We start from the raw sequence: 15,550 nt of genomic DNA, 5'->3' as shown, positions 1-15,550 counted from the left end.
AAGGAGTGTGCTCGTGCCCGTATCCCTTCCCGCTGCTCTCGACCCGGTCCTCCCGCTGCTGCGCTGCCCGTCGTGCGGCGAGGAGCTGTCGCCCGGCGACGGTGCGCTGCGGTGCCCGCAGCGCCACTCCTTCGACGTCGCCCGGCACGGATACGTCGGCCTGCTGACCGGTGCGCGCGCGACCAGCGGGGACGATGGGCCGATGGCCCGGGCCCGGAGGGAGTTCCTGGCCGCCGGCCGGTACGCGCCCATCCGCCGGGCCGTGGCGAACCTCGCCACCGAGGCCGACCTCGCCGCGGGGCGCACGGGCCGGCCCGGGCGGCCGGCCACCGTCATCGACGTCGGCTGCGGCACCGGCTACTACCTCGCCGGGGTGCTCGACGCGCTGCCCGACGCCGTCGGCCTGGGCCTGGACACGTCCGCACATGCCTTGCGCGCGGCGGCCAAGGCGCACGAGCGGGCCGCCGCCGCGACCTGGGACGTGTTCCGGCCGTTCCCGATAGCGTCGGAGCAGGTGGACGTGGTGCTGGACGTGTTCGCCCCGCGCAACCCGGCCGAGTTCCATCGGGTGCTGCGCCCCAGCGGCGTCCTGGTCGTGGTGCGGCCCTTCGGCGGGCACCTCGCCGAGCTGCGCCGCCAGGTCACGCAGATGGTGACCGTCGACCCGGACAAGGAGCGGCGCCTCCACCAGGCGCTGGATCCCTACTTCGAGACGGCGCGCACGGTGCAGGTCGAGTACACGACGCCCCTGACGCCGAGGGAGGCCGTCGACCTGGTGCTGATGACGCCGAGCGCGCGCCACGTGACCGAGGCGGAGCTGTCCGACGACGGCGAGCTGCCCGAGCAGGTGACGGTGTCGGTGCTGGCCACGGCCTACCGGCGGCGGTGACGGTCCCACCATCGGGACAAGAGCGCACACCGCCCGCCACCTGCAGCTCGACTCTGCGAGCGGGTACGATTCGACCGGATTGCCCGAGTCGTTGATCGTCTGGTTCGAGGAAGCAAGGGGTTGGCGTTGAGGATCGCTATCGTCGGAGCAGGATTCGCTGGAATCGCCCACGCAAGGGTGCTGAGGGAGCTGGGGCACGAGGTCGTCGTGTTCGAGAAGGCGCCCGACGTCGGCGGTGTATGGAGCGCGACCCGGCGGTACACGGGACTGCGCACCCAGAACAACCGGAATTCCTACGCGTTCTCGGACCTGCCGATGCCGAAGGAGTACCCGGAGTGGCCCACGGGCGAGCAGGTCCAGGCTTACCTCGAGCGATACGTGCGGACCTTCGGCCTCGAGCCATCATTTCGGCTGTCCACCGAGGTGGTGAACGTCGTACCCACTCCGGATGATGACGGCTGGCTGGTCACCGCCCGCCCTGCCGGGGCCTCGCTGCGCCCCCCCGAGCACTTCGACCACCTCGTGATCGCCAACGGCATATTCTCCGACCCGACGATCCCCCGCTTCGAGGGCTATCCCGATTTCGTCCGGTCCGGTGGGCGTCTCGTGGCCTCCAGCCAGCTCACCGACGTCGAGTCGGTGCGGGACAAGCACGTCGTGGTCGTCGGCTACGGCAAGTCCGCCTGCGACATCGCAGCCGAGATCGGGCAGGTCGCGGCCAGCACCACGGTCGTCGCGCGGCACCTGCTGTGGAAGATGCCCAAGAGGATCGCCGGCGGCCTCAACTTCAAGTACCTCCTGCTGACGCGGCTGGGCGAGAACCTGTTCCGGTACCAGACCCAGGACAGCGGCATGGAGCGCTTCCTGCACGGGCCGGGCAGCGCAGTGCGGCAGGGCCTGGTCGACTGGATCGGTTCCGTGGTGACCTCCCAGCTCGGGCTGAAGAAGCTCGGCCTGGTGCCCCGCGGCGAGTTCTCCGACATCGCCCGCAGCACCGTCTCGCTGTCCACGGACGGGTTCTACGAGCAGGTCGCCGCCGGGACCATCGCGGTGCACCGCGACACCCAGATCGGCCGGTTCGTCATCACCGACGCACAGCCCGTCGCCGAGCTGACCAACGGCGAGTCGGTGAAGGCCGACGTCGTGATCTGCGGGACCGGGTTCAACCAGCGCGTCCCCTTCCTGGGCGACGTCGTCACCAAGCGGCTGCTCGACGAGCGGGAGAACTTCCAGCTGTGGAAGCAGATCCTGCCCCATGACGTGCCCAACCTGACCTTCGCCGGCTACAACTCCTCGTTCTTCAGCCCGCTGTCGGCCGAGGTCGGCGCACTGTGGGTCGGGGCCTACCTGGCCGGCGTGCTCAACCTTCCGCCCGTCAAGGAACGCCGCGCGATCGTCGCCGAGCGAGTGCAGTGGATGGAGCAACGCACGAACGGCCGGCACGCCCGCGGCACCAACGTCCTGCCGTTCTCCCTGCACAACATCGACGAGACGCTCGAAGACATCGGGATCGACGTCTCCCCTGGTGCCCGGGCGATGCAGTGGCTGCTCCCCGTGGACCCGAGCGCCTACTCCGGCCTGCTGGCCAAGCTCAAGAAGAAGATCGCGCGGGCCGAGGCCACCGCGGGAGCCTGACCGTCGCCGGCGGCGCCGCCACATCCACCGGGGCGAAGGCCAACGGGAGTGGGGGCGTCGATCGGTCGCGAATGCGTCGAGCGCCGGACCAACCCCGTTCCGGTGCTCTCGAGTCGAGCCAGACCATACCCAGACCGATCCGGAGGGCCCCATGAACGACGACCTCGTCAACCAGCCCCTGTGCACCGCCCCCGCTCCCACCGTGCGACCGGGCTCCTGGCGATGAGCGCCCGGGGACGTGACCACCAGGTCGTGGACACCGACGTGCCCGTCGACGTCATCGACGACATCGAAGAGCTGCAGCCCGGGGACGCCGCGTTCATCTACCTGGCCGGCCCCGGCTACACGCCCGGCGTCTACGCTCCTGTCGACGTCATCGACGTCATCGACGTCCTGGACGACGTCCAGCCAGGTGATACCGCCTTGATCTACCTGGCCGGCCCCGGGCCCTGTCTCGTGGCCGGCACTGTCGAGTCAGTCGTGCCCCCCGGACGCAAGCGTCCCGGCCACCAGATCACCTTCACCGCACCGGTCACCGACGACCCCGGCTCATCCCAGCTTCAGGTCTTGCCCGGGAGCACCCAGGTCTTTGTCCGCGCGTACCGTGTCAACCAGCACCGCGTGGAGCGTCGCGCACGACGGGCGCTGAGCCTTGCGGCCGACGTCGGCTCGTCTGCGGCCTATCCCTCCGCGCCTCTGGTCGCCCCCGAGCCGCAGATCGTCTCCGGCGTGATCGGATCCGTCGACCCGTGGGGGCTGCTCTCGTCAGGGCACCTCATCACCTACACCGCGCCCGCGCTCGACGACGGTTCGTACCAGTTCCCTGTCACCCGCCCCAGCGCCTACGCGTTCATCAGCGCCTACCGAGCACACACCACCTGAACCCCGGCACCCCGCCTGGCGCAGGGCCAGCACGGGGTGCCGGATCGACTCTCAGTCGCTGATCGTGGCGGAGCGGGCCATCTCGTAGATGTCCTTGAACGACCTGAACCGGCCGGGATTCTCGTCCAGGAGCTTGTGAACCGTCGCCACCTCCTCGTCGGAGATCGTCCCTGCACGGATCGCATCGTCCACGTCGTTGCGGATCTCCTCGTCGTCGCCGGGCATCGACATCGTGCTAGGCATCTTGGATCCTCTCGCGGTGCTGTCGGCCGACATCTCCAGCATGGGGGCGGGGTGGTCCGGCACAACCTGCGGGCGGCGTGCTCGGCGCACCCCGGAGGCCAGCTCGCGGGTGATGGTCGCCAGGCTCTTGAGCTGGTCGGCCCACGGGTCGTCCCCGAGCAGCGGACGCACCAGGACCGAGCCGACGATGACGCCGTCGGCCCATCGCCCGACCTCGGCCGCCTGGCCGCCGTTGGAGACGCCCAGGCCGACGCACACGTGCGTCGCCCCGGCGGCCCTGGTGTCCGTGACGAGCTTCTCGGCCCGTTCACCCACCGTGGCGCGGGTCCCCGTGACACCCATCGTGGAGGCGGCATATACAAAACCCCGCGACGTCGAGGTCGCGGCCGCCAGCTGCTCCGGTCGCGCGCTCGGTGCCACCAGGAACACACGGTCCAGGCCGTGCTGATCGCTTGCCGCGACCCATTGGCCGGCCTGGCCGGGGTCCAGGTCCGGGGTGATCAGCCCCGCCCCGCCCGCAGCGCTCAGCTCGCGGGCGAACGCGTCCACGCCGTAGCTCACCACCGGGTCCCAGTAGGTCATCACCAGCACCTCGACCTGGGGTGCGTGCCCGCGCAGCAGGCGCACCGCATCGAAGAGATGCCCCACCCGTGTCCCGGCCTCCAGCGCGATCTGGGACGCCTGCTGGATCACGATCCCGTCCATGACCGGCGCCGTGTACGGGATCCCCAGCTCGATGATGTCCACGCCGCTGTCAGCCAGCGTGTACAGCGCCTCCATGCTGCGCTCCAGGTCTGGGAACCCCAGCGGGAGGTACCCCACCAGCGCCGGACGCCCCTCCTGCTCGCGCAGACGGCTCAGCAGTGCGGCGGTCCTGCCCTCGGCCAACACCGCGTTCTCGTACCCGTTCTCCATGGCGGTCATCACAGCTACCAGCGCGGCCGCAGGGCAGGAGAGTTCTCGTCGTCAGCGGAGGCGGCGACCAGGGCCAGCTGATGTGCGGCGCGTCGTGCCTCGTCTGCGCTCATCGGGTCGCGCAGACCTGGCAGGAAGACCGTGCTGGCCCCTGCCTCCCCGGTCCTGCCGACGATGCGGAACGAGGACAGCCACCCCGAAGCAGCGTGCGCCGCATGGTGGGCGACACGGATGAGCTGCTGCTGCCAGCCGGTCAGGCCCACCTCGGTCTTGCCGTCGACGTCCACCGCGCACAAGGCCAGATTGCCGCGCAGCTCCTCGTCCGGGACAACCTGCCCCGCCCCGGCCGCCAGAGCCGCCCTGACCCGCCGGGCTACCGGGTTGACCGGGTACTCCTCCGGCAGGTCGCGGCCGACCTCCGGCCGGTACCCACGGATCCCGGGGACCTCACCACGAGGGTCCACGACGGTGACCCTGGCGGCCGTGCCGTGCAGCGGGTCGGCCGCCTCCCGCACCTCCTGCGGCGTCCCGTCCTTGATGGTCAGCAACCCGTCCGGATTGATCAGCGCGAACACGTTCCTGCTGGACGCCAGGCGGTGCTCCTCCTGAGCCAGAGCAACCTGCAGAGGCGGGGGGACGTAGTCGTCCCATGGGGCCGGATCTGACATGGCCACAGAGTACGCGAGCACAGGGAAAAATGCGTACATATCGACCCTCGTGAGGAACTACTTCCGACATTCGGCGCGCTTCCGATACTGGTCATCGGACATGCGATACATTCCGCCCAACGACGCGCCGGCGCCCCGTCGCGCCCGAGAGCCGGGGGACAATGACAGTCACGACGACCACTCAGTCGGAGCGCCTGGCCGACCTGGCGGACCTGACGCCGCTCATCGAGACCACCACGAGCCCCGATCCCGCCCAGGTATACGAGCGGCTGCGGGACCGGTGGGGCAACGTGGCTCCCGTGCTCCTCGTACCCGGTGTGCGGGCGTGGCTCGTGCTGGGGCACCAGGAGCTGGCCACGGTGCTGCGCACCGAGCGTCTGTACTCGCGCGACTCGCGCAACTGGGGCCTGGTCGCGGACGGCACCGTGGACGCTGGCAGCGGCGTCGGCGCGATCCTCGCCCCGCGCGACAGCGTCTACTACGTCGACGGGGAACGGCACCGGTACCTGCGGTGCCTCGTCGACGACGCGTTCGACGGGTTCGACGAGCACCGCCTCGCGGTGAACGTCCGGCAGTGGTGCGAGCTCACGCTGGACCGGGTGGCGGCCAAGGGCGAGGCAGACCTCGTCGGTGAGTACGCGTGGGCCATCCCGCTGCTCGCAATGTCCACGATGTTCGGGCTCGACCATGCGGAGGCGCAGGCCATGCTCGGCTACGCGCGCCAGATCTTCCGGGCCGAGGGCGTGGAGGCTCTCGAGGCGCTCGCGGCGCAGAAGACACTCATCGTGGACCTCGTCGCCAGGCGTCGGAAGCAGCCGTCGAACGACATGACCTCGGCGATCCTGCGCCACCGGAGCCGGCCCAACGACGAGGACGTGCAGAGCGCGGTCTCGACCATGCTCGTCCTGGGCAGCGAGTTCGAGGTCGCGTGGATCACGCAGTCGCTGCGGATGCAGCTGACGGACCCGCGGTTCGACGCACGGTCCGGCGGCCGGCTGTCGGCGTCGGACACGCTGGAGGCCGTCCTCGGCTCGATCCCGCCGGCGAGCAACACGGCGCCGCGCTACGCGCTGGCCGACACGGTGCTCGGACAACGCAAGATCCGGGCCGGCGACGCGGTCGTGCCGGGCATCCTGGGCGCGAGCGCGGAGTCGCGCGCGTCCGGCGACGACATCTGGCTCGAGCCCGGCAACCTGTCCTACCTCACCTGGGGCGCCGGCCCGCACGCCTGCCCGGTACGCCGCCCGGCCAGGGTGATCGCGAAGGTAGCGGTCGAGGTGGCGCTGCGCCGCCTCGGCGGCATGACGATCACGGTCCCGCTGGAGTCGCTGCGCGCCACGGGGACCCTGTGGTCCTCGATGCCGTGGCAGCTTCCGGTGCGGTTCGAGGTGCGCTGACCGCGAGGATCTCCGGCGCCACCACGCCCGCCCCAGACCCTCAGGCGTTCTTGGCCGCCGCCTTCTGGGCCTTCTTGAACGCACGGACCTCCTGCAACGTCTCCGCGCTGGTCACGTCCGCGATCGAGCGGCGCGAGCCGTCCTCGCCGAACTCGCCCGCCGCCTCGCGCCAGCCCTCCGGCTGGACGCCGCGCTGCTTGCCGAGCAGGGCGAGGAAGATCTTGGCCTTGCGCTCCCCGTAGCCGGGCAGGGCGTTGAGCCGCTTGAGCACCTCGGCGCCCGTCGGGGCGCCGCCGTCGGCTCCGGGCGTGGTCCAGATCCTCGCGGCGTCGCCGTCGTACTCGTCGACTATCGCGCGCGCGAGCTCCAGCACACGGCCTGCCATGGACCGGCCATATCGGTGGATCGCCGGGGGAGTGGTCGCCATGGTCACGAACTCGTCGGGGTCGGCGTCGGCGATGGCCCGCACGTCGAAGGAGCCCATGCGGTCGCGGATCTTGCCCGGACCGGCGAACGCGTGCTCCATCGGGAACTGCTGGTCGAGAAGCATTCCGACCAGGAGGGCGAACGGGTCGTCGCTCAGCAGCCGGTCCGTGTCGGGGTCGCCGGTGATCCAGAGCTCGGTGGTCATGAGCCCATTGTCGCCCACGGGATCCGGCGCGCACCGCTGTACGCAGGCGCCGTTGAGTGCCCAAATCCGGAGGAGCCCAGAACCGACGACTACTTGGTGGCATAGACCGCGAACCGCAGATCAGTACGGCGGTGGAGGGCCCGGCCCGTCACGAGGGACAGATCTGTTGACGGGTAACTTCGCATAGGCGATACTAATTGTCATGTCATTGCTTGCCGTCGGTGAGGCCGCAGAGCGCCTGGGCATCTCCACCCGCCAGGTGCAGCACTTGGTCGCGCGCGGCGAGCTCCGCCAGCTTGCCCGGGGCGTCCTGGACGAGGCATCGGTCGACCGCTTCCTCGCAGTGCGGGGTACTACCGCTCGCACCCAGGCATGGTCCGAGCCGACGGCGTGGGGTGCCATCGCAATCTTGTCCGGTCAGGTGCCGCAATGGATGGGTGGGTCGCAGCGCTCCCGGCTCAAGGCACGCCTTCGGAACCTGTCGTCCGCCGGCCTCATCGAGCGGGCACGAAATCGCGCCGAGGCTGCCCGGTACGCCGGACATCCAGCGGCCGTCGAACGGGTGCAGGCAGAGATAGTCGACACTTCCCGCGCAGCAGTGACGCTTGGGCTCGCGACGACGACGGCTGTCGATGGTTACGTCGCCCACGCCGCCCTCGACGGCATCCTGGTCCGTCACGGTCTGATGCATGACGACGCTGGGCGGTTCACGCTGCGTGCAACGTCGATGGATCTGGCCGTCGTCCGTGGTCTCGCCGAAGAGGGCGTCGTGCTTGCCGCTCTCGACCTTGCTGGGTCGCTCGACCCGCGCGAACGCGCGGTGGGTACCTCTGCCCTCGACAGAGCGCTGAGGCAAGTGTGACTTATCGACCTGTCATCGAAGTCGCGACACCACCTGGCGGATGGGGCGTTCCTTGGCCGAACGTCGCTGCTGCTGCCTTTGCGCTGGAGGGACTTGGCTACTCCCTCGCGACCTCGCTCGACCCTCTGGAGAAGACTGCCCACCGATTCACACGCGGCGATGCCAAGGTCGATCTAGTCACCAGCGCACCTGATGTCGTCGATGTCCTCGTGGCGGACCATGCCGCGCCTCGTGTCACCCAGAAGCTCCGCGGACATGTGATGGTCGCCATCGAAGGCGGCACCCAAGCCCTGCGCCGTACGGTCAATGCTCGCTTGGTCATTGGTCCGGAGCGCGCGACGACGGTCAGCGTGCCTGGGGTCTTCGGTGCGATCGTGCTCAAGGCGGCGGCTTACCAGGCGGACTCTCGCGACCCTGACCGCCATTTGCAGGACGCCGCAGTCCTGCTGTGTTGCCTCGCCGACCCCTACGCGGGACGCGAGCACTTCGCAGGCTCTGACAAGCAGCGGTTGCAGACACTCGTCCGCAACCTGCCGGATCAAGCCCGGGCCTGGCAGGCAATACCCGCCGAGCAACGCCGCAACGGTCAGTCCGCACTCCGCATCTTGGCAGCGTGAGCGGATCCGGCCGGGTGATCTGGCTGTCGTGCAGGAACGTGACGCGCCTACCTGGGTCACGGGATCAGCCGGTTCACCAGCTCCAGGGTGTCCGAGGTGAAGTGCCCGTCGTCGCGCACCACGAGAGTGCCGCCGAGCCGGTCGAACATGGCCCGGCCCTGGTCGGCGTCGCACCCGAACTCGTCGGTCACGGAGTTCAGGAACACGAAGCTGCTTGCGTGCGACCGGATAGCTGCCCAGTCATAGGTGTCCTGCAGCACCGGCTCGGGCTGGTCGTTCGGCAGCGTCGAGTAGCCGGCCACGAGCACCGCCTGTGCCACAGCGACGTCGAGGTGCTCCAGGAGCGCCAGCAGCAGCGCGGCCCCGCCCGAGTGCCCCACCAGAACGGTGTCCTCGTCGAAGGTGTGCGCCGCGAGCACCGTGGGCAGGAACGTCGCTATCGGCTCGACGTTGGTTCCCGGGTGGTGGGGCGTCTCGACGTCGTACCCGCGCGTCCGCAGCTGGTCCGCCAGCCACGGGTACCAGATCCACTCGGGCCGGGCGCCAGTCCCGTGGAAGATGATCGCCCGGCGTCCCATCAGCCCTCCCTCGTGGTGGGGGACGTCGCGGGGGTCGGCTCCAGGTCCAGTGCGAGGTGGAGCTGATCCAGCACCGGCTCGAAGCCGATCGTGGCGTACACGTGGTTCGACACCGGGTTGTCCCGGTCGGTGTAGAGGCAGACCCGGTGACCGGCGTCGAGCACCCGCTGGGCCACCTCGGCGACCAGCGCCCGGGCGTATCCGCGGCCGCGGTGCTCGGCCGGCGTGTAGACGGGCCCGATCCGGACCACGCCGTACGACGGCGGCCGCACGCCGGTCAGGTGCACCACCTCGCCGTCGACGTCCCACAGCCACACGACGCCCTCCTCGATCCAGCGCCGGGCGCCCTCGATCCGGAGCGGCTCGGCGTCGGGCGCACGACCTGCCTGGGCGTCCGCCTCCGCGTGGAACACGTCGAACCAGGCGCTGACCAGGGCCAGGTCGTCGAGCGTGGCCGGGCGCGGGCGGCCCGGCGGCGCGGGGTCGGGCGGGACGATCCGGGTCGCCTCCCAGAGTCGGTCCGGTCGGTCCGCGTGCACGGTCCCGCCCGTGGTCCGCTGCACCTCTTCCGTGAAGGCGCGGACGGCGGGCAGGGGACCGTTCGCCGAGGTCAGAGGCGCTTCGCCGGCACGCGTGGTGCGCTCGACGGCGGCCAGGGCCAGCGTCCGCGCGGCGTCCTCGGGGAGCGCGGGCACCCAGACCGTGTGCGGCGAGTGGGGCATGGTGCGCATCGACACCCCGACGACGGCGCCGCCCGTGTCGCGCACGACCGCCCACCACATCGGATGCGCGGGACGCGCCCTGCCGGGTGCGAACGACCGCGCGGCATGGTGAGTCACCGACGCGACAACGCTCCAGACCACCGGCTCGGCGGCCAGGAGGTCGCCGGCGACCGCGAGGACTGCCGCCGGATCATCGAAGAACTCGACGCTGTGTGCGGTGGTCATTCCGGAATCGTGGCACGACCGGCCCGTCCGTTCGAGTGGATTCGGGTGCCGTCAGCGCACCAGGCGTACCTCGAGCACGTTCGTGTACGGGTCGGTGGCGGTGACGCCGTCGGGCAGGAACCCGGCGCGCTGGAAGAACTTGCGCGCCCGCGGGTTGGACGCGAACGTCCAGAGCTGGGCCGGCGTGCCGGGCGGGAGGGCGTTCTCCAGCAGGGCGTGGCCCACGTTGGTGCCGTGGAAGGCCGGGTCGACGTACAGCTCGTGCAGCTCGACGGCCCGGACCGGGGGGTGGCCCAGGTGCGGGCCGGACGGGTTCTTCATCGCGAAGCCGACGATCTTGTCGCCGACCTCGGCGACGAGTGCCTTGTTGCCGGCGGCGAGGATACGCATCCAGCCCTCCGTGCGGGTGCCGAGCGTCTCGGTCTCCCAGTGCTCGGCTGAGAGGAGCTCGCCGAAGACCGCGCGCCGGGTGGTCCAGTGCACCGCGGCGATACCGACGGCGTCGTCCGGGGTCGAGGCGCGGATGTGGAAATCTGACATGAGTCGAACGGTAACCCGACTACCTGACCATCCGAACCTCGGCGAGGTCAGCGGTGCTCGCGTCGACGACCCGGGCGCCCTCCATGACGAACCCGTTGCGCTCGTAGAAGCGTCGGGCCCGCGGGTTGGCCTCCGCGACCCACAGCTGGGCGCCGGTCCCGGGCGGCACGACGGCGTCCAGCAGCGCCTGCCCGACGCCGGTCCCGTGGTGCGCCCCCAGGACGTAGAGCAGGTACAGCTGCCGGCCGCGCACCGGAAGGACATCCTCCTGCTCGACGGCGTCACCGGACATCGCGATGCCGATCACCTCGCCGTTCACCTCGGCGATGACGGGCGTGGCGCCGTTCCTCAGCCACCGCTCCCACGTCGTAATGCGGCGCTCGAGCGTGGCGGTGGCCCAGAACGCCGGCGGGAGGATCGCCCCGTAGGTCGCGACCCAGGTGATGTGGTGCACCCGGGCGACCGCGGCGGCATCAGACAGTGTGGCTGTGCGCAAGATCACGACGCGAAACATACTCCCGCGCCGAGGCACCCGATGACACCGGACCGACCGGTCAGCCCTGGTGCAGCGTCCCGACCAGGCACTCCTCGATGCCGAGCGCCGACAGGAGCACCGACGGCACCCGTGCGAGCCAGTCGACGACCTCGTACGCGGGCACGACCCGCACGTCCTTCACCAGGTAGTCCAAACCGCCCCGCGTCAGCCGCACCGTCCCCGAGCTCATCGTGTTGCGGACCCAGTCGGTGTTCGAACCCCAGGGCAGCGGCACGACCGCCAGGATCTCCTGCTCGGGCCGGGCCGCGAACGCGACCACGGGAGTGCGGTACTCCTTGCCGGACCTGCGGCCCACGTGGTGCAGCACCACCGCCGGCGGGACACGTCCTGCGACGCGGAGTACCCACGGGTTGATTACCTTGCCTGCCTGGACGACGAACTCTGGAGCGGCCATGGCTCCCATCATGGTTCAGGTGCGGGTATCCGTCAGCCCGGAGCGCGGATCGATGTCGGACGACGGTCAGCCGCGGTCGTGGGAGAGCACCGGGTTGCGCCCACGGGTGAAATTCGACGCGCCATCTCGCGTCCAGGCGGGAAGCAGTTCACAGTGAGAACTGCATCGACGAGCCAAAGCAGGGCCCGCGACCCGGCGCCACGGAACACCGGCCGGACTCGGCCCCACGGCGGTTTCGCTGCGAGCGTCGCCGCCGGTTCCGACCGGCCTTTGATCGGTCCAGCCCGAACGGCTGTGCCGACCGGGCCGGGTCCCGGAACAGCTGTCACGTCCTGGAAACGGTTTGGGGCTCGCAGCCGAAACAGGTCCCGGCTTTGCTGGTCACCTGCTTCAGGCGAGGGAGTTTGAATGAGCACCGTCCGAGTTGCGTTCACGCAGGCCCGCTGGACCGGCGACAAGGAGTCCATGATCGCCCTTCACGAGGGCTGGGCCCGGGAGGCGGCGAGCCAGGGCGCGCAGGTGATCGCCTTCCAGGAGCTGTTCTACGGCCCCTACTTCGGCATCACGCAGGACCCGGCCTACTACCGGTACGCCGAGCCGGTCACCGGACCCACCGTCGAACGGTTCGCGGCGCTCGCGGCCGAGCTCGGCATCGTGATGGTCCTGCCGATCTACGAGGAGGCCCAGCCGGGCGTCCTGTACAACACGGCGGTGGTGGTCGACGCCGACGGCACGGTGCTCGGCAGCTACCGCAAGCACCACATCCCGAACCTCGACAAGTTCTGGGAGAAGTTCTACTTCCGGCCCGGCAACCTGGGCTTCCCGGTCTTCGACACCGCCGTCGGCAAGATCGGTGTCTACATCTGCTACGACCGGCACTTCCCGGAGGGCTGGCGTGAGCTGGCGCTGAACGGCGCGCAGATCGTCTTCAACCCCAACGCGACCAAGCCCGGGCTGTCCAACCGGCTCTGGGAGATCGAGCAGCCCGCCGCCGCGGTCGCCAACGGCTACTTCGTCGTGGCGAACAACCGGGTGGGACTGGAGGACAACGAGTACGGCGACGAGGCGGTGAACTTCTACGGGTCCTCGTACGCCGTCGGGCCGGACGGGAACTACGTGGGCGAGCTCGCGTCCTCGACCCACGACGAGCTGGTGGTGCGCGACCTCGACCTCGACCAGGTGCGCGAGGTTCGCGAGCGGTGGCAGTTCTTCCGCGACCGTCGTCCGGACGCCTACGCCGCCATCACCGCGCCGTAGCCCGGGGCGCGCAGGCTCCCGTAGACGAAACCCGCAGACCGATATGGAGGCACGATGACGATTCTCATCACCGGCGGGACAGTCGTGAACGCGACGGGCACGGTCGAGGCCGACGTGCTGATCGACGGCGAGACGGTCGTCGCCGTCGTCGCCCCCGGCAGCACCGCCCTGGGGGCGGACCTGGCGGCCACCGCGGACCGCGTGATCGACGCGACCGGCAAGTACGTGGTGCCCGGCGGCGTCGACGCCCACACGCACATGGAGCTGCCGTTCGGCGGCACGGCCGCCAGCGACACGTTCGAGACCGGCACCACCGCGGCGGCCTGGGGCGGCACCACCTCGATCGTCGACTTCGCCGTGCAGCGGCAGGGCGAGCGCGTCCAGGACGGGCTGGAGGCGTGGCACAAGCGCGCGGCCGGCAACTGCGCCATCGACTACGCGTTCCACCAGATCATCGGCGGGGTGGACGACGACTCGCTCGCCGCGATGCGCACCCTCGTCGACGAGGGCATCACGAGCTACAAGATGTTCATGGCCTACCCGGGCGTCTTCTACGCCGACGACGCCCAGATCCTGCGCGCCATGCAGGTGGCCCGCGACGAGGGCCTGCTCACGATGATGCACGCCGAGAACGGCCCGGCGATCGACGTCCTGGCCGCCCAGCTCGTGGACCAGGGCAAGACCGACCCCTATTACCACGGGCTCGCGCGGCCCTGGCAGCTCGAGGAGGAGGCGACGCACCGGGCGATCATGCTGAGCGACCTCACCGGTGCGCCCCTGTACGTGGTGCACGTCAGCGCCAAGCAGGCGGTCGCCCAGCTCGCGGCCGCCCGGGACGCGGGCAAGAACGTGTTCGGCGAGACCTGCCCCCAGTACCTGTACCTGTCGCTGGAGGAGCAGCTCGGGGCGTCGAGCGAGGAGTTCGGCACGTTCGAGGGTGCCAAGTGGGTGTGCTCCACCCCGCTGCGTGCACGGGCGGAGGGGCACCAGGACGCGATGTGGCAGGCCCTGCGCACCAACGACCTGCAGGTGGTCTCCACCGACCACTGCCCGTTCTGCATGAAGGACCAGAAGGAGCTGGGCCGGGGCGACTTCCGGGCGATCCCGAACGGCATCGGGTCGGTGGAGCACCGCATGGACCTGCTCTACCAGGGCGTGGTGACGGGCAAGATCTCGCTCGAACGCTGGGTCGAGCTGTGCTCCGTGACCCCGGCGCGCATGTTCGGCATGTACGGCACCAAGGGCGTGATCCAGCCGGGCGCCGACGCCGACATCGTCGTGTACGACCCCACCGGTCTCACCACCCTCGGCGTCAGGACGCACCACATGAACATGGACCACTCGGCGTGGGAGGGCTTCGAGGTCGACGGGCACGTCGACGTCGTCCTCTCGCGCGGCGAGGTGGTCGTGGACGACGCCGGTTTCCACGGCCGGGCCGGTCACGGCCGGTTCGTCAAGCGCGGTCTGAGCCAGTACCTGGTCTAGGGGGAGCGACATGGATTTCGGGATAGTGCTGCAGAACAACCCACCCGCCAGCCGGGTGGTCGACCTGGCTCGCCAGGCAGAGGACCAGGGCTTCGGTTACGTGTGGACGTTCGACTCGCACCTGCTGTGGCAGGAGCCGTTCGTGATCTACCCCGCGATCCTGGCGGCCACCGAGCGGGTGATCGTGGGGCCGATGGTGACCAACCCGGCGACGCGCGACTCGACGGTGCTGGCCTCCATGTTCGCCACGCTCAACGACACCTACGGCAACCGGACGATCTGCGGCATCGGCCGCGGCGACTCCGCCGTGCGCACGCTGCACGGGCGGCCGGCGAGCCTGGCGACCCTGCGGGAGTCGGTCGCCGTGATCAAGGACCTCGGGAACTCGCGCGAGGCCGACGTCAACGGCAGTCCGGTGCGGTTCGCCTGGTCGCAGGGCTCCGAGCTGGACGTGTGGGTGGCGGCGTACGGGCCCAGGGCGCTCACGCTGGCGGGGGAGGTGGGCGACGGCTACATCCTGCAGCTCGCCGACCCGGACATCGCGGCGTGGATGATCGGCGCCGTCCGCGAGGCGGCGGAGGCCGCGGGCCGGGACCCGGAGGCGCTGAAGTTCTGCGTCGCCGCGCCGGCGTACGTGGGCGACGACCGGCCCCACATGCGCGACCAGGTGCGGTGGTTCGGCGGCATGGTCGGCAACCACGTGGCCGAGATCGTGGCGCGGTACGGGGCCTCGGCGACCTCGAGCGGCGGAGCGCGGATCCCGGCCGCGCTCACCGACTACATCAAGGGCCGCGAGGGCTACGACTACGCCGAGCACGGCCGGGCAGGCAACACCCACACCGAGTTCGTGCCCGACGACGTGGTGGACCGGTTCTGCCTGGTGGGCACCCCGGACGAGCACATCGCCCGGCTCAAAGAGCTCGAGGCCCTCGGCTGCGACCAGTTCGCGATCTACCTGCAGCACGACGCCCAGGAGGAGACCCTGAAGGCCTACGGCGAGACGATCATCCCCGCCATCCAGGGCGCCCACAACCAGGGCGTATCTGCGTGACAG

Annotated in this window: 16 protein-coding genes and 1 pseudogene; 9 read left to right on the top strand and 8 right to left on the bottom strand. The window is 70.3% G+C overall.

The features are described from left to right. The first annotated feature begins 13 nt into the window (after window positions 1-13). The 3 genes from IE250_RS14405 (at window position 14) to IE250_RS14395 (ending at window position 3,406) form a co-directional block, all read left to right on the top strand. Window positions 14-889, top strand: coding sequence for a putative RNA methyltransferase (locus IE250_RS14405; protein WP_189669968.1), 876 nt, complete (start codon window positions 14-16; stop codon window positions 887-889). A gap of 126 nt (window positions 890-1,015) precedes the next feature. After that, a complete protein-coding gene (locus IE250_RS14400) occupies window positions 1,016-2,524 on the top strand; it encodes a flavin-containing monooxygenase (protein ID WP_189669967.1) in 1,509 nt (502 codons plus the stop codon). A gap of 222 nt (window positions 2,525-2,746) precedes the next feature. Continuing rightward, complete coding sequence (locus IE250_RS14395) at window positions 2,747-3,406, top strand: hypothetical protein (protein ID WP_189669966.1); 660 nt, start codon at window positions 2,747-2,749, stop codon at window positions 3,404-3,406. 318 nt (window positions 3,407-3,724) lie between these two features. On the opposite strand, the pseudogene trpA reads toward IE250_RS14395, so the two are convergent. Together trpA and IE250_RS14385 are read right to left on the bottom strand one after the other, a co-directional pair. Next, window positions 3,725-4,564, bottom strand: a pseudogene (gene trpA, locus IE250_RS14390) (tryptophan synthase subunit alpha); the annotation flags it as partial. A 14-nt stretch (window positions 4,565-4,578) separates the two neighbouring features. Further along, the gene (locus IE250_RS14385) at window positions 4,579-5,232 is read right to left on the bottom strand and encodes a hypothetical protein (protein ID WP_189669965.1); all 654 of its coding nucleotides are present in this window, start codon (window positions 5,230-5,232) and stop codon (window positions 4,579-4,581) included. A 161-nt stretch (window positions 5,233-5,393) separates the two neighbouring features. Between IE250_RS14385 and IE250_RS14380 the strand changes: the two genes are divergently transcribed. Beyond that, complete coding sequence (locus IE250_RS14380; RefSeq protein ID WP_189669964.1) at window positions 5,394-6,629, top strand: cytochrome P450 family protein; 1,236 nt, start codon at window positions 5,394-5,396, stop codon at window positions 6,627-6,629. Window positions 6,630-6,669: 40 nt separating this feature from the next. On the opposite strand, the gene IE250_RS14375 is transcribed toward IE250_RS14380, so the two are convergent. Beyond that, window positions 6,670-7,260 (bottom strand): HhH-GPD-type base excision DNA repair protein, encoded by a 591-nt coding sequence (locus IE250_RS14375; protein ID WP_189669963.1) that lies wholly within the window; start codon window positions 7,258-7,260, stop codon window positions 6,670-6,672. A gap of 202 nt (window positions 7,261-7,462) precedes the next feature. Here IE250_RS14375 and IE250_RS14370 point away from each other — a divergent pair, with 202 nt between their 5' ends. Beyond that, a complete protein-coding gene (locus IE250_RS14370; protein ID WP_189669962.1) occupies window positions 7,463-8,122 on the top strand; it encodes a hypothetical protein in 660 nt (219 codons plus the stop codon). Next, a complete protein-coding gene (locus IE250_RS14365) occupies window positions 8,119-8,739 on the top strand; it encodes a hypothetical protein (RefSeq protein ID WP_189669961.1) in 621 nt (206 codons plus the stop codon). Before IE250_RS14370 ends, IE250_RS14365 begins: the two co-directional genes overlap by 4 nt. Window positions 8,740-8,795: 56 nt before the next feature. Here the strand turns inward: IE250_RS14365 and IE250_RS14360 are convergent, their stop codons facing one another. The 5 genes from IE250_RS14360 to IE250_RS14340 are packed head-to-tail and all read right to left on the bottom strand — an operon-like array spanning window position 8,796 to window position 11,754. Further along, complete coding sequence (locus IE250_RS14360) at window positions 8,796-9,317, bottom strand: alpha/beta fold hydrolase (protein WP_189669960.1); 522 nt, start codon at window positions 9,315-9,317, stop codon at window positions 8,796-8,798. Next, complete coding sequence (locus IE250_RS14355; RefSeq protein ID WP_189669959.1) at window positions 9,317-10,264, bottom strand: GNAT family N-acetyltransferase; 948 nt, start codon at window positions 10,262-10,264, stop codon at window positions 9,317-9,319. The genes IE250_RS14360 and IE250_RS14355 overlap by 1 nt, the downstream gene beginning before the upstream one ends. 51 nt (window positions 10,265-10,315) lie before the next feature. Next, the gene (locus tag IE250_RS14350; protein WP_189669958.1) at window positions 10,316-10,804 is read right to left on the bottom strand and encodes a GNAT family N-acetyltransferase; all 489 of its coding nucleotides are present in this window, start codon (window positions 10,802-10,804) and stop codon (window positions 10,316-10,318) included. Between the two features lie 19 nt (window positions 10,805-10,823). Continuing rightward, window positions 10,824-11,306, bottom strand: a complete 483-nt coding sequence (locus IE250_RS14345; RefSeq protein ID WP_229872465.1) for a GNAT family N-acetyltransferase — start codon at window positions 11,304-11,306, stop codon at window positions 10,824-10,826. 52 nt (window positions 11,307-11,358) lie between these two features. Continuing rightward, on the bottom strand, window positions 11,359-11,754 hold the full coding sequence (locus tag IE250_RS14340) for a nitroreductase family deazaflavin-dependent oxidoreductase (protein WP_189669956.1): 396 nt from the start codon (window positions 11,752-11,754) through the stop codon (window positions 11,359-11,361). Window positions 11,755-12,162: 408 nt separating this feature from the next. Between IE250_RS14340 and IE250_RS14335 the strand changes: the two genes are divergently transcribed. Genes IE250_RS14335 through IE250_RS14325 form a run of 3 tightly spaced genes read left to right on the top strand, consistent with a single transcriptional unit; the run spans window position 12,163 to window position 15,547 of the window. Then, complete coding sequence (locus IE250_RS14335; RefSeq protein ID WP_189669955.1) at window positions 12,163-13,011, top strand: nitrilase-related carbon-nitrogen hydrolase; 849 nt, start codon at window positions 12,163-12,165, stop codon at window positions 13,009-13,011. 54 nt (window positions 13,012-13,065) lie between these two features. After that, window positions 13,066-14,496: a dihydropyrimidinase gene (gene hydA, locus IE250_RS14330; protein WP_189669954.1), complete on the top strand. Its 1,431-nt coding sequence runs from the start codon at window positions 13,066-13,068 to the stop codon at window positions 14,494-14,496. A 10-nt stretch (window positions 14,497-14,506) separates the two neighbouring features. After that, the gene (locus IE250_RS14325; protein ID WP_189669953.1) at window positions 14,507-15,547 is read left to right on the top strand and encodes a TIGR03842 family LLM class F420-dependent oxidoreductase; all 1,041 of its coding nucleotides are present in this window, start codon (window positions 14,507-14,509) and stop codon (window positions 15,545-15,547) included. The last annotated feature ends 3 nt before the right edge of the window (window positions 15,548-15,550 follow it).

The sequence above is a fragment of the Promicromonospora soli genome (genome assembly GCF_014653785.1).
In the GTDB taxonomy this organism is placed as follows: Bacteria; Actinomycetota; Actinomycetes; order Actinomycetales; family Cellulomonadaceae; genus Promicromonospora; species Promicromonospora soli.
Note: the sequence above shows the minus strand (reverse complement) of the source record. Positions and strands in the feature narration are given on the sequence as shown.

Bases quoted from the DNA above. Each gene is read 5' to 3' on its own strand.
- IE250_RS14395 (WP_189669966.1), top strand. From the start codon at position 2,747: ATGAGCGCCCGGGGACGTGACCACCAGGTCGTGGACACCGACGTGCCC.
- IE250_RS14385 (WP_189669965.1), bottom strand. From the start codon at position 5,232: ATGTCAGATCCGGCCCCATGGGACGACTACGTCCCCCCGCCTCTGCAG.
- IE250_RS14380 (WP_189669964.1), top strand. From the start codon at position 5,394: ATGACAGTCACGACGACCACTCAGTCGGAGCGCCTGGCCGACCTGGCG.
- IE250_RS14375 (WP_189669963.1), bottom strand. From the start codon at position 7,260: ATGACCACCGAGCTCTGGATCACCGGCGACCCCGACACGGACCGGCTG.
- IE250_RS14370 (WP_189669962.1), top strand. From the start codon at position 7,463: ATGTCATTGCTTGCCGTCGGTGAGGCCGCAGAGCGCCTGGGCATCTCC.
- IE250_RS14360 (WP_189669960.1), bottom strand. From the start codon at position 9,317: ATGGGACGCCGGGCGATCATCTTCCACGGGACTGGCGCCCGGCCCGAG.
- IE250_RS14355 (WP_189669959.1), bottom strand. From the start codon at position 10,264: ATGACCACCGCACACAGCGTCGAGTTCTTCGATGATCCGGCGGCAGTC.
- IE250_RS14350 (WP_189669958.1), bottom strand. From the start codon at position 10,804: ATGTCAGATTTCCACATCCGCGCCTCGACCCCGGACGACGCCGTCGGT.
- IE250_RS14340 (WP_189669956.1), bottom strand. From the start codon at position 11,754: ATGGCCGCTCCAGAGTTCGTCGTCCAGGCAGGCAAGGTAATCAACCCG.
- IE250_RS14335 (WP_189669955.1), top strand. From the start codon at position 12,163: ATGAGCACCGTCCGAGTTGCGTTCACGCAGGCCCGCTGGACCGGCGAC.
- hydA (WP_189669954.1), top strand. From the start codon at position 13,066: ATGACGATTCTCATCACCGGCGGGACAGTCGTGAACGCGACGGGCACG.
- IE250_RS14325 (WP_189669953.1), top strand. From the start codon at position 14,507: ATGGATTTCGGGATAGTGCTGCAGAACAACCCACCCGCCAGCCGGGTG.